Source organism: Pseudomonas sp. FBF18 (assembly GCF_024261405.1).
Lineage (GTDB): Bacteria > Pseudomonadota > Gammaproteobacteria > Pseudomonadales > Pseudomonadaceae > Aquipseudomonas > Aquipseudomonas palmensis.
On record NZ_QKRS01000001.1, the window covers coordinates 22,519 to 34,708 of the forward strand.

Below are 12,190 nucleotides of genomic sequence, written 5' to 3' on the forward strand. Positions count from 1 at the left end.
TCTTCAGAAAAAGGGCACCTTGCAAAAGGTGCCCTTTTTCGTTTGCGCGGGGTTTAGCGCATGTGCAGCCAGCTGGCGGTACTGCCTATGCCCAGCACCTCCTGCAGGGGGCTGTAGTGCGCGCATCCGCGCCTCGTCGAAATACAGCTCGCTCCGGGTCAACCGCACGCCAGTGGCCTGACGCCCATCCGGCCCCGGCAGGGCGCCGGGGCGGACGGGGGTAGCCGTCAGTGCAGCTTGAGGCGGGGTTCGGTACCGCGGCCGATACGGCTGCCGAGCATCAGCATCAGCGTGCGGAAGGTGCCATACAGCGCCATCTGGTGCATGCGGTACAGCGACACATAGAACATCCGCGCCAGCCAGCCTTCGAGCATCACACTGCCGGTGAGGTTGCCCATCAGGTTGCCCACTGCCGAGAAGCGCGACAGCGAAACCAGCGAGCCGTAGTCGCGGTACGCGTAGGTGGGCAAAGCCTTGCCCTCCAGGCGCGCCTTGAGCCCTTTGGCCAGCAGCGAGGCCTGCTGGTGGGCGGCCTGGGCGCGCGGCGGCACATTGCGGTCGCTGCCCGGCTGCGGGCAGGCGGCGCAGTCGCCGAACGCGAAGATGTCATCGTCCAGGGTGGTCTGCAGGGTAGGGCGCACCACCAGTTGGTTGATGCGGTTGGTTTCCAGCCCGTCGATGTCTTTGAGAAACGCCGGTGCGCGGATACCGGCCGCCCACACCTTGAGGCTGGCGTGGATCACCTCGCCGTTGGCGGTCTTGAGCGAGTCTGCGGTGACCTCGCTCACCGACGCGTTGGTCAGCACCGTCACGCCGAGTTTTTCCAGGGTTTTGTGCACCGGCACGCTGATGCGCTCGGGCAGCGCCGGCAACACCCGTGGGCCGGCTTCGATCAGGGTGATCTGCATGTCCTTGGGCTGGATGCGGTCCAGGCCATAGGCGGCCAGTTCGTGGGCGGCATGGTGCAGCTCGGCCGCCAGCTCCACGCCGGTGGCACCGGCACCCACGATCGCCACGCTGATCTTCTCGCTGGCAAGGTCGCCGGCGTGGGCGCGCAGGTAGTGGTTGAGCAACTGCTGGTGGAAGCGCTCGGCCTGCTTGCGGGTGTCGAGGAACAGGCAATGCTGCGCCGCACCCAGGGTGCCGAAGTCGTTGGTGTTGCTGCCCACCGCGATCACCAGCGTGTCATACGCCAGGGTGCGCGCCGGCAGCAGCTCGCGGCCGTCCTCGTCGAGGGTGGCGGCCAGCTGGATCTGCTTGCTCGAACGCTCCAGGCCGCTCATGCGCCCCAGCTGGAACTGGAAGTGGTTCCACTTGGCCTGGGCCACGTAGTTGAGCTCGTCTTCGGAGGAATTGAGCGAACCGGCCGCCACTTCGTGCAGCAGCGGCTTCCAGATGTGGGTCAGGTTGGCGTCGACCAGGGTAATCGCGGCGGTGCCGCGCTTGCCCAGGGTCTTACCCAGGCGGGTCGCCAGTTCCAGGCCGCCGGCGCCGCCGCCGACAATCACGATACGGTGAGTCATGGGGATATCTCATAAGGTTTGCGGAATTCTGGGTTGGGTCCTGAGTGGCCGGCCGCGCAGGGCGGGCGGTTCGGGCGAGCGCAAGGCAGCTCATAGCACCAGGTGGCTCAGGAGGCGGCTCAACAGGCCAAGGCTGATCGTCACGCCCACCACCAGAGCAAGGAGCAGCCATGGCCTGAAAGGCTTGCGCTCGACTTGGTGTTGGGGGGCACGCAGGTATTCATCGACTCGTCGCTGGTCTTCGGGGTTCAGGCGGCTGGTCATGGAGGCCTCGTCAGGTAGACGCATATGACTGTGGGAACGCTACAGTGTTCACTGTAGTCCGTCGCCAAAGGCTTACCTGGGGGATCGAAGCGCTCGTGACAGCGAATGATTGCGCTTTGTATCACCCGCGCCGCATTTATGCCATCCCGCTTTGGCAGGGGGCAGCGATCACAGGCTGATCCCCACATCAAAGACGATGCTGCGGCCCAGGTTGGCGCGCAGAAAATCCGGCGCATCGGGGTGGGCGAACAGCACCCGGGCGAAGGTCGGGCCCACCAGCGACAGCGAGCGCCAGCCCTGGCGCAGGTATTCTGTGGGCGGCGGGAAGTGGCTGTTGAGGTCGAGCACTTCGCGCTTGAGGCTGGCGAAGGCAATGATGTCCAGTTCGCTCAGGTCCAGGTTGCGTTCGCGGTAGTTGTGCGACTTCTTGCGCAGGGTGGGTGCCAGGCGCTGCAGCAGCTCCTGCGCACTGATGCGTCGCGGCCGGGCCTCGCGCCTTACCAGCTGCGCAAGGGAGAACGCGCTGCGCCGGCGCTGCAACTCTTCGCGCCATTCGTCGTTGAGCCGGCGCCCTTCGTCGAGCACGAAGAACACCTCGAAGGCGGCATCGCGAAACAGCACGTCGGGTGGTTCCTGACCGGCGGCGGTGAAGTCCTCGCTGCGATAAGGGATGTTCAGGCCTTGCAGCAGGCGCTGGCATACCCAACGCTCGCGCTCCCATTTGCGGGCATTGGACAGGAACGCATTGGCTTGTTCGGCCTGAATGGTTAGCAGGCGCAGGTAGTCTGAGTCATCCATGGGCACAAGCTTAGCGCCCAAATCATGACAACGCTGCATTCCAGGCCCGGTGGATGGCGGCAACAGGCCGTGGAACGGTGTGTAGAATGAGCCATCGTCGGGCGCAATGCACACAAGGGGCAGACAGCCGTGATTGGCGCACAAGTGTTATCGGAACAAAGCCTGCTGCTGGGCTGGCTGTGCTACGTGCCGCTGCTGCTGTGGGCGGTGTGGCGCGTGCCGTGGGTCGAGCTGTTCACCGACCGGCGGCGCCAGCACCTGCTGTTCGGCACCATCTTCGCGCTGTTCGCGTTGTGGCTGGTACGCCGCGACTTCGACACCGGCGTGTCGTACCACTTCATCGGCATGACCGCCGTGACCCTGCTGCTGGACTGGCCGCTGGCAATCGTCGGTGGCCTGGTGGCGCAGGTGGGGCTGGTGGCGCTGGGGCGTCAGGACCTGGCGGCGATGGGCGTCAACGGCCTGCTGCTGATTGGCCTGCCGGTGCTGGTAACGGAGGGGGTGGCCATACTGGTGGAACGCGCACAGCCTAAAAACCTGTTCGTGTACATCTTCTGTTCGGGGTTTTTCGCCGCCGCGCTGGCGACCTTGCTGTGCCTGCTGGCCAGCCTAGGCTGGCTGTGGCTGGACGGTATCTTCGTGATGCCCGAATGGCTGTCGGACTTCATCGGCTACCTGTGGCTGATCATCTTCCCCGAGGCCTTCATCAACGGCATGGTAATCAGTGCGCTGGTGGTGTTCTGCCCCGAGTGGCTGGAAACCTTCAACCGGACCCGCTACCTGCAGGCCCCGTGGAAGGACGATGAACCGCGCGGCTAGTGTTCGCGCGGGTTGAAGTCGCCGGAGAACAGCTCGTCTTCGGCATCCGGTGCCACCGGAATCTTGTGCTCTTCAGCGGCCCAGGCACCCAGGTCGATCAGCTTGCAGCGGTCGGAGCAGAACGGCCGGTAGGTATTTGTGGCACTCCATTCAACAGGGGCGCCACAGGTCGGGCAGTCTACAGTCAGGGGTTGGCTCATGCTTGGCCTCCACGCAAAGTCAGGTAAAAGTGATGCAGGCGGTCGACCTCCGAATGCAGCCAGGCCAGGTCGCGGTCGTTGACGATCACGTCGTGGGCATGGCGCAGGCGCTCTTCGCGGCTGGTCTGCGCCTTGAGAATGGCCTGCACCTGTTCGGGGCTGGTCTGGTCGCGCTGCAGTGTACGTTCGATCTGCAAGGCCTGCGGCGCGTCGATCACCAGCAGGCGCTGGGTGCGCTGATACTGGCCCGACTCCACCATCAGCGGTGAAACGAACACCGCATAGGGCGACTCGGCCTTGGCCAGGTAGCTGAAGATCTCCTGGCCGATCAGCGGGTGCAGCAGGGCTTCCACCCAGCGGCGTTGCGCCGGGTCGCTGAAGATCAGCTGGCGCAGGGCGGCGCGGTCCAGTTGCCCGTCGCTTTGCAGCACGCCGGGGCCGAAATGCTCCACCAGGCTGGCCAGCGCCGGGCGCCCGGGCTCGACCACCCAGCGTGCGGCCTGGTCGGCATCCACCAGGTGCACGCCCAGCTCGATGAAGCGTTGCGCCGCGGCGCTCTTGCCACTGCCGATGCCACCGGTGAGGCCGAGAATCCAGGGTGTGAAGGCGGGTGTGGTCATTGCAGTCCGGCAAATTGCAGATAGGAAGTGGTCATTTGACCACCCCAGAGCAGCGCGATCCAGCCCGCAATGGCCAGATAGGGCCCAAACGGAATCGGCGTGCTTGCCTGCTGGTTGCGCAGGCGCAGCAGTACCAGGCCCAGCAGCGCGCCCACCAGCGAGGCCAGCAGCAGCGTCAGCGGCAGGATCTGCCAGCCGCCCCAGGCGCCGAGCATGGCCAGCAGCTTGAAATCGCCATAGCCCATGCCCTCCTTGCCGGTGACCAGCTTGAACAGCCAGTACACCGTCCACAGGCTCAGGTAGCCGGCCACGGCGCCCCACAGCGCCTGGTCCAGCGGCACGAACACCTCGAAGGCATTGAGTATCAGGCCCAGCCACAGCAGCGGCAGTACCAGCACATCGGGCAGCAACTGGTGCTCGATATCGATCAGGCTCATCGCCAGCAGGCCCCAGCTCAACAGCATGAACGCCGCCGCGCTGGCGCTGAAGCCGAAATGCCAGGCCGCGAACAGGCCAAGCCCTGCGCAGGCCAGCTCCACCAGTGGGTAGCGCGGGCTGATCGATGCCTTGCAGGCCGAACAGCGCCCACGCAGGCACAGGTAACTCAGAACCGGGATGTTCTCCCACGCGCGGATGCGGTGCTGGCAGTGCGGGCAGTGGGAGTGGGGCAGCATCAGGTCGAAACGTGGCTCGGCCGGGTTGGGCAGCTCCAGCACTTCGCGGGCCTCGCAGCGCCATTGGCGTTCCAGCATCATCGGCAGGCGATGCACCAGCACATTGATGAAGCTGCCCACAATCAGGCCAAGCAACAGGGCGACGCATTGGTAGGCCAGCGGCTGGCGGGCCAGGGTTTCGAACAGGTCCATAGTCAGATCACATCGCCCAGCTGGAAGATCGGCAGGTACATGGCGACCACCAGGCTGCCCACCACCAGCCCGAGAATCAGCACGATCATCGGCTCCAGCAGGCTGGCCAGGTTGTCGAGCCATTCGTCGACGGCCGTTTCGTGGTGGCTGGCGATCCGGTCGAGCATATCGTCGAGCGTGCCGGATGTCTCGCCAATGGCGCACATCTGTACCGCCAGGCACGGGAACAGCGGCTCGTTGCGCATCGCCGCGCTCATCGACAGGCCGTTGCCGATGGCCTGGCGCAGCCGCAGAACGGCTTGCTCGTACAGCGTATTGCCGCACGCGGCGGCCACCGGCCCCAGGGCTTCGGTGAGCGGTACGCCGGCACTGAACGAAGTGGCCAGGGTGCGCGCAAAACGAGCCAGTGCCGCATGCTGCATCACCGTGCCCAGAACCGGCATGCGCAGCCCCTGGCGCAATACCCATAAACGCACCGCCTGCTCACGCTCGAAGGCGCGGCGCAGGGCAAATCCCGTGGCCAGCATTACCCCAAGCACCCACAGCAGATACTGCCCCAGCCAGTCGGCCAGGTTGATGACACCCTGGGTGAAGGCCGGCAACGGCGCGCCGAAGCCTGCGAACATGGCCTGAAACTGCGGTACCACCTTGAGCAACAGCAACGCCGCCACCCCCAACCCCACCAGCAGCACCAGCGCGGGGTAGGCCATGGCCTTTTTCAGCCGGGCCCGCAGCGCCTGGCGTTTTTCCTGCAGCGTTGCCAGCTGGTCGAGCAGGCTGTCCAGGCAGCCGGTTTGCTCGCCCACGGCCACCAGGTTGCAATACAGGCTGTCGAACTGGCGCGGGTGCCTGCGCAGCGCATCGGCCAGGCCGCAGCCGGCGGCGATATCGTTTTTGAGGGTGCCCAGCAGGTGGCGCAACGGTGGGTTGTTGATGCCTTCGGCGATCATGCCCAGCCCTTGCAGCAGCGGCACGCCGGCCTTGAACAACGTTGCCAGCTGGCGGCTGAAGCGGGTGATGTCCTGGGCGCCGAGCGAGGCGGGCAGTTGCAGGGTAAATCGGCGTGCCGGGCTCACCTGGGTAGGGCGTATGCCGCGACCGCGCAGCAGCGCCTTCACCAGCGCACTGTTCTGCCCGCTGCTGTGCCCGCTCACGTGGGTGCCGGAGCGGTCGATGCCTTGCCAGGCATAGGTTTTTGTCTTGTGGTTCATCGCTACCTCCCTGCAGCGGTGGACAGTCACAAACCCTGTAACAGCTTCAGGGTGATAGGCCCGGGCAATCCCGCCCGGTGGCCACTAGAGTAGTCGAGCGCGGTGCTGGGTTAAGTACCTGCAGGGTGACAAAAGGTGTCTGTTCGGGCCTACTGGCGCGCTGGTCTGCGGCGGTGCCCGTGGCGGGATTTGTGAGTTTTTGCGAGGGGAGTGCCCATGAAGGGACAGCGCGGTATTACATTGATCGAGTTGATGATCGTGGTGGCGATCATCGGCATTCTGGCGACCATCGCCATGCCCATGTACACCAACCACCAGGCGCGGGCCAAGGCCACGGCGGCGCTGGCCGAGGTGTCGGCATTGAAGACCGCCTTCGAAGTGCAGATCAACCAGGGCAAGGACGTGGCCGATGTCGTCGCCCTTGGCGGCCAGCCGACCACGGCCAACTGCACCTTGAGTGCGCAGGGCGTGGCGGCGACCGGTGTGGGCACCCTTGCATGCGTGCTGGTGGATGCGCCGGCGCCGGTGGCGGGCAAGCACCTGACCTGGGCCCGTTCGGCCACGGGCTGGGCGTGCAGCACCGATATCGAGGCCGACCTGGCCCCGGCCGGGTGCACCGCGGTGCAGGCGAGTGGTGGGCAATAGCTGTTGATAAACAGTGATTTGCGAAAGCGTGGCGGCAATGGTAGCGTTGTCGCCACGCCGGTGTAGCTCAGTCGGTAGAGCAGCGCACTCGTAACGCGAAGGTCGCAGGTTCGATTCCTGTCTCCGGCACCAGTAAAATCAAGGCTTGCAGCGATGCAGGCTTTTTTGTTTTTTTTGGCGGGCTAGCGCAGGGCTAGCAGGATGGAGGAACTGAGCTTCGAAAGAGTTCGAGCTTGGATCCGACTATCGGCTGGTTTACATGCTGGGAAACATTAGGATTTCTGCCCCTTTTCAGATTCCTCATCTGGCTGGATTGATCGGGTCAATGGCCGACCGCAAGCTACTTGCGAGTCATTGGAGGCGGAATTCCGCTATTGGGCTGGCGATTCTATCCGCCTCGTTCTTCTCTCAAACTCGCCAGTAGGCGTCCGAAGTGACTCTTAGTGCGCTTCTTTTTTTTCTACATCGATTGATGTATAAAAATCGGAACCCGACAAGAGAGTTCCCCCCATGGCCATGGATTTTCTGGATCAAGCTGAGACCTTGCCACCTGAGCAAGCGATTGAGCGTCTGCTGGGCATCACCGCTGAAGAGGTACGCACGATTGCTCTCCAGTGCTACCGTGTAGCCTCGAATGCCGGCCCGCTGCAGCCGAAAGGCTCAAGGGGCACATTGGCTTGGATCTATGGCACGGAGGCGCTTCGTGCGTTGACCATTCCCAAAGGCTGGAAGCCCACGGATCCTAGCAATCAGCCAAGGATTGTTTCCCCAGATAATAAGCATGCGATCACGCTGTGTTGCGGTGATGAGAATACGGGCAACCCCTATGCCATACCGCTCACACGTAATAAGAGAGGCAACCGGACCAGTCGCAGCGTTCACTATAATGTTCGCCAAATGGACATGTTCCCGGTGGAACCCAGCGATAGGCAACGACTCCCACTAGACACGACTGCTGAGCAGATCCTTTGGATGCTGCTTTTTTACGTCGATGTGGAAAACCAGGTTGTGTATTACGAACTCTCTAGGCCGATGAACATGGCCGACAATGGCAAGATTGACGGATGGCAGCCGCGCTTTATCATGCCGCCCCTGAACCTTAATGCCCCCGACGATTTCGGTGGGTCGGACACCAGCCCTTCTATCGATATTCCTGTGACACCGAGAACATGAACGACATAAGCGATTTCAATCCGGCCCGTTTGGTGCTAGCTCGTCAACGCCGTGGATGGACCAAGAAATCGCTTGCGGACGCAACATTGCTGAGCAGCAAGACGATTTCTTTGTACGAGAGTGGGGATCAGCTCCCAACAGAAGAGAGCTTGGGCAGCATTGCCCAGGCCCTTGGCTTCCCGATTACGTTTTTTAGTGGACGCGATGTCGAGGCCCCAACGGAAGAAAATGCGAGCTTCCGTTCTTTTTCACGAATGACTGCTGGCCAGCGTGATGCCGCTCTTGCTGCCGGTGGTATTGCGTACATGCTTAGCGACTGGATCGATTCGCGATTTAACTTGCCGAGCCCTATGGTTCCGGACTGTTCCGGTATGGATCCCGAGGCCGCTGCAGAGGCGGTACGTGTTGAGTGGGGGTTAGGTCAGCTACCCATTAGAAATCTGGTACACCTTCTTGAGCTGAAGGGCGTCAGAGTTTTTTCCTTGGCCGAAGAAACCAATCAGGTCAACGCATTTTCTTGTTGGAGAAAAGGCATCACGCCGTTTGTTTTCCTGAATACCCAGAAGTCTGCAGAGGCGAGCCGGTTTGATGCTGCCCATGAGCTCGGGCACTTGGTGTTGCACAGACATGGCAGCAACAAGGGTAAAGAGGTGGAGAATGAGGCGAATGCTTTCGCGTCAGCCTTTCTCATGCCCTATCAAAGCATCCTCGCTCACGGCTGGAACATTCGCTCTGTAAAGGACATTGTGCGCGCCAAAAAGCTCTGGAATGTCTCGGCGATGGCGTTGGCCTACCGCCTTCACAAAACCAGCGTTCTCTCGGAGTGGATCTATAGAAGTATCTGTATCGAGCTTTCCACGATGGGGGCCAGAACTCAGGAGCCGGAGAGTTCTCAGAGAGAAACGTCACAGGTGCTTCAAAAAGTCTTGGGGCTCGCTAGAGATACCGGTCGCTCCTTGAGCGGAATTGCAAAAGAGTTGAATGTCGCGGTTGATGACCTGATTCCAATCCTGTTCAGTATGGCTCCCGTTGCCATAAGCGGAGACTTGGCAGCTCAACCGGTTACCGTACCAAGAAAGAAGCCCGATCTACGATTGGTCAAAACTTAACCCGTATAAGGCCTTTACACCAAAAAGCCGCCATCACAGGCGGCTTTTTGGTACAAAACATTAGCTTCTAGACCTAAACGCCCCGCCGAGTCACCTTCCAGACCTGATTGCAGGAACCTAGATGCCGTGTCTACGTAGATAGCGAGAGATTTTAGGCGCGACCAAGTCTGACACATCGAAACCGGCTCGGACTTGGTCGTATACGTTTTGGCCGACAGGTAAGTCGGGTCGTACATGCCCTGCGATAATCTGGTCTTCTAGGCGCGGGACTCTCAGCACAGTGGCCCCTCTATAGAAGACAAAGCTCTCGCGAGTGATGAACGGATGGCAGCCTGCCTGGAGCACGCATGCAGGATCATGAAAGGCTCCGTTCTGAACAGTCGAGAAATTCACCACCAGCACGCTCATATCGTTCAACTCTCCGCAGTGAACCGGATCGTTCATAACGACGTGCAGGTGGTGTGTAGGGCCAGTGAGGATGAAGAGCGTTCCCTGCTGAAAGACAGTCCTTGGCGGCATTACTTCATCTCAGCGAGTTTCAAACCAAGCAACTTGCGGCTTCGAAGCATCCCCACCTTTTCATGAGCTTGCATCTCGTTCAGCCCAAAGGATTTGAAGGTTGCTTCAGGATCGATCGGCTTGCTGGTGTCGCCTGGGTTCTCCCATTCAGGAAGAGTATGGACATACTCCACTAGGTCCCAGCGCTTCATGTGACCGAACTTGACGAACACTTCGTCGAGAATTCTCAAATCGGCCCGAGACAACTCATCAAGCTCATCCCATGCAAAGTCTCTCTGCAGAGTCACTTCGTTATCGTGGATTGGGGAAATGAACGAGCTCCATGATTCACTTCTGCGGGTGCCTTTCATCAGGTCGAAGGTTGCAGAGAGAACTGGACCGTTTTTCATGTTGCACTGAGCATCATCTGACATAGGAGCGTCATAACGTTCCATGCTCAAGCGATCAGCCAAATAGAGCAGCTTCATCAGCTTGATGTGGGCCATTGGGCCCTCGCGGCGAGCCAAAAAGAAAGCCGCCATGTGGGCTACTTTTTGTTCGGAAAAAATCAAGAGTCACCTCTCTTGCGCCATCCATGGGCATTACGGGTTCGCGGGCGCGAAATTATGGGCGCATGTATCCATTAGTCAATAGAACCAGTGGGGCGTCCCAAAGTAGCTGACGAGCGGTCGAGCTACGCCCCTCCTGATACATACCCTATCGGCTGAGTACCACGATCCTTGATCTGGGTATAGCACGCTTTTGGAGCGTGCAAGCAAGCAAGCGACAACATGATGGCAAACCGATCCCACAGTGAGCAAAAAATAGGACGCATTAGGGCATCCTGTGGTGATCCGATTTTCATCACGTTCTACGTGGTGCCGAACTGGTTCCGAAGTCTGAGCCGCTCCCGTTATCTCAGATCACAGGCCAGTGCCTCTGGAGAGACAACTGAGACCCCTACCGTTTCCCAGTAACAGGGGAGGGGGGGCGTGTCGTGCCCGTTGGCCGATCATGGATAGCGTCTTCGATCTATGAGGTGCCTCCATGCTGAGCCAAATTGACCCGCTGGCAGTGAAAAAGAGGGGAGCCTATGATGGCACTTCGATGTTCAACCGAGGACTGGACGTGAACCCATTCGCTGATATGGAAGAAGACACCGTAATCGTAGAGCGTGGAGGGCGAGAGGTTGGGCGGCATTCATGCTGTTTCACTCAGCCGCGCCTTACGATCATTGGGAATGATGTGGATGTAGTGGAAGGGGACAAAATTTTTCAACTACTGCCTAATGGCTCTAGGGTGGAATTCGATGTTGAGGACGTTAATTACCAGAGCGGTCTAGGCGGAATGGATGGTTGCTTTGCAATTGAGCTGGCCAAGGTTCGAGCCAAGCCAAAATCGGCCACCGGTACGACTACGAATCACATCACAATCCATGGTTCCACGGGCATACAGATAGGCGATCACAACGTTCAGAATCTGCAAGTTGCGATGAAGGAAGTCCTGGCGGCCATTGAGTCAGCCCATGCCTCCCTTAGGGAGAAAGAAGAAGCCAAGGGGCTGCTGAGTAAGTTCCTTGAGCATCCACTCGTGAGCGCTGCTGTCGGAGCTGGGCTGCCCGCAGCGTTGGGCCTAGTGGGGTAACCGTAGCGCCTCAAGGCTCAACGGGAGGGCCGTGTTATCGACGCACCGGTCGGCGGAATTGAGGATATCGTCATGGTGCTCTCGGTGGTTAGGGCTCATGAGCGAGGAGCTCTTCGAGCCGTAAGGCCCATTATTTCATTTACTCCTGACGGGGTCGTCTGGCCCAACGGTTAGAAAACCCAGGTCGATGCAGTGATCTGGTGTACCGGCTTCCGGCCAGCGCTCGATCACTTGCAGGAGCTGGACGTGCTGGATGACAACGGCAGGGTCGAGGTTGATGGTGTGCGCTCTATTCGCGAGCCGCACCACTGGCTTGTCGGATATGGTGACTGGACCGGCCTGCCCTCGGCGACGTTGATTGGCGTTACCCATACTGCGAGCAGCACCGTCAACGAAGTAGTCGAATACCTGAACAGCCTGGAGCAGCCGGGTGCATAGCGGAATCGAGGTTCGCGTCGCTAGACCGGAAGATGCAGAAACGATCCAGTCCATCTACGCGCCCATCGTGCTCAACACGGCCATCTCCTTCGAAGAGGCAGTACCGAACGTGGCGGAAATATGTCAGCGGATTGCCATAACGCCGCAAACCTACCCGTATCTGTTGGCGGTGCAGGAGTGTAGTGGCCTAATGATTCCGGACACCCATTTAGGCGAGAATGCTCGCCATAGAGAGGTGTCTGATGACCAAGCAACGTCGTACCTTTACGCCCGAGTTCAAACGCGAAGCTGCCAGCCTAGTGCTCGACCAAGGCTACAGTCACATTGAAGCAGCCCGTTCGCTCGGCTTGGTGGAGTCGGCCCTGCGTCGATGGGTCAACAA

14 protein-coding genes, 1 tRNA gene and 2 pseudogenes are annotated in these 12,190 nt (G+C 60.5%); 9 read left to right on the top strand and 8 right to left on the bottom strand.

Annotated elements, in window-relative coordinates:
• Positions 1 to 227: 227 nt before the first annotated feature.
• From DN387_RS00115 to DN387_RS00125, 3 genes are all read right to left on the bottom strand, one after another.
• The gene (locus tag DN387_RS00115; protein ID WP_043860321.1) at positions 228 to 1,523 is read right to left on the bottom strand and encodes an NAD(P)/FAD-dependent oxidoreductase; all 1,296 of its coding nucleotides are present in this window, start codon (positions 1,521 to 1,523) and stop codon (positions 228 to 230) included.
• Between the two features lie 90 nt (positions 1,524 to 1,613).
• The gene (locus DN387_RS00120) at positions 1,614 to 1,787 is read right to left on the bottom strand and encodes a DUF3094 family protein (protein WP_043860322.1); all 174 of its coding nucleotides are present in this window, start codon (positions 1,785 to 1,787) and stop codon (positions 1,614 to 1,616) included.
• Between the two features lie 168 nt (positions 1,788 to 1,955).
• The gene (locus DN387_RS00125; RefSeq protein WP_054914909.1) at positions 1,956 to 2,585 is read right to left on the bottom strand and encodes a DUF1780 domain-containing protein; all 630 of its coding nucleotides are present in this window, start codon (positions 2,583 to 2,585) and stop codon (positions 1,956 to 1,958) included.
• Positions 2,586 to 2,714: 129 nt separating this feature from the next.
• Between DN387_RS00125 and DN387_RS00130 the strand changes: the two genes are divergently transcribed.
• Positions 2,715 to 3,404, top strand: a complete 690-nt coding sequence (locus DN387_RS00130) for an energy-coupling factor ABC transporter permease (protein ID WP_054914908.1) — start codon at positions 2,715 to 2,717, stop codon at positions 3,402 to 3,404.
• Here the strand turns inward: DN387_RS00130 and yacG are convergent.
• Genes yacG through DN387_RS00150 form a run of 4 tightly spaced genes read right to left on the bottom strand, consistent with a single transcriptional unit; the run spans position 3,401 to position 6,301 of the window.
• A complete protein-coding gene (gene yacG, locus DN387_RS00135) occupies positions 3,401 to 3,604 on the bottom strand; it encodes a DNA gyrase inhibitor YacG (protein ID WP_043860325.1) in 204 nt (67 codons plus the stop codon). The two genes, DN387_RS00130 and yacG, sit on opposite strands and share 4 nt — an antisense overlap.
• A complete protein-coding gene (coaE, locus tag DN387_RS00140; RefSeq protein ID WP_054914907.1) occupies positions 3,601 to 4,224 on the bottom strand; it encodes a dephospho-CoA kinase in 624 nt (207 codons plus the stop codon). Before coaE ends, yacG begins: the two co-directional genes overlap by 4 nt.
• On the bottom strand, positions 4,221 to 5,090 hold the full coding sequence (locus DN387_RS00145) for an A24 family peptidase (RefSeq protein ID WP_054914906.1): 870 nt from the start codon (positions 5,088 to 5,090) through the stop codon (positions 4,221 to 4,223). Before DN387_RS00145 ends, coaE begins: the two co-directional genes overlap by 4 nt.
• A 2-nt stretch (positions 5,091 to 5,092) precedes the next feature.
• Positions 5,093 to 6,301, bottom strand: a complete 1,209-nt coding sequence (locus DN387_RS00150; protein WP_054914905.1) for a type II secretion system F family protein — start codon at positions 6,299 to 6,301, stop codon at positions 5,093 to 5,095.
• A gap of 216 nt (positions 6,302 to 6,517) precedes the next feature.
• Here DN387_RS00150 and DN387_RS00155 point away from each other — a divergent pair, with 216 nt between their 5' ends.
• From DN387_RS00155 to DN387_RS00170, 4 genes are all read left to right on the top strand, one after another.
• Complete coding sequence (locus DN387_RS00155; RefSeq protein ID WP_054914904.1) at positions 6,518 to 6,946, top strand: pilin; 429 nt, start codon at positions 6,518 to 6,520, stop codon at positions 6,944 to 6,946.
• 56 nt (positions 6,947 to 7,002) lie between these two features.
• Positions 7,003 to 7,078, top strand: a tRNA-Thr gene (locus tag DN387_RS00160).
• 378 nt (positions 7,079 to 7,456) lie between these two features.
• A complete protein-coding gene (locus DN387_RS00165; protein WP_054914903.1) occupies positions 7,457 to 8,119 on the top strand; it encodes a hypothetical protein in 663 nt (220 codons plus the stop codon).
• Positions 8,116 to 9,228: an ImmA/IrrE family metallo-endopeptidase gene (locus tag DN387_RS00170; protein ID WP_054914902.1), complete on the top strand. Its 1,113-nt coding sequence runs from the start codon at positions 8,116 to 8,118 to the stop codon at positions 9,226 to 9,228. Before DN387_RS00165 ends, DN387_RS00170 begins: the two co-directional genes overlap by 4 nt.
• A 518-nt stretch (positions 9,229 to 9,746) precedes the next feature.
• On the opposite strand, the gene DN387_RS00175 is transcribed toward DN387_RS00170, so the two are convergent.
• On the bottom strand, positions 9,747 to 10,298 hold the full coding sequence (locus tag DN387_RS00175) for a Panacea domain-containing protein (RefSeq protein WP_156326210.1): 552 nt from the start codon (positions 10,296 to 10,298) through the stop codon (positions 9,747 to 9,749).
• Between the two features lie 475 nt (positions 10,299 to 10,773).
• On the opposite strand from DN387_RS00175, the gene DN387_RS00180 reads away from it, so the two are divergent.
• The 4 genes and pseudogenes from DN387_RS00180 to DN387_RS00195 all read left to right on the top strand — a co-directional run.
• Positions 10,774 to 11,370 carry an RIP homotypic interaction motif-containing protein gene (locus DN387_RS00180; protein WP_054914900.1) on the top strand — a complete coding sequence of 199 codons (597 nt, stop codon included), beginning with the start codon at positions 10,774 to 10,776 and terminating at the stop codon, positions 11,368 to 11,370.
• Positions 11,371 to 11,376: 6 nt separating this feature from the next.
• Positions 11,377 to 11,808: pseudogene (locus DN387_RS00185) on the top strand (pyridine nucleotide-disulfide oxidoreductase); the annotation flags it as partial.
• Positions 11,801 to 11,983 (top strand): annotated as a pseudogene (locus DN387_RS00190) (N-acetyltransferase family protein); the annotation flags it as partial. The pseudogenes DN387_RS00185 and DN387_RS00190, both read left to right, overlap by 8 nt.
• Positions 11,984 to 12,050: 67 nt before the next feature.
• Positions 12,051 to 12,190: transposase (locus DN387_RS00195; protein ID WP_254506005.1), on the top strand; the 140-nt coding region annotated here is incomplete at its 3' end.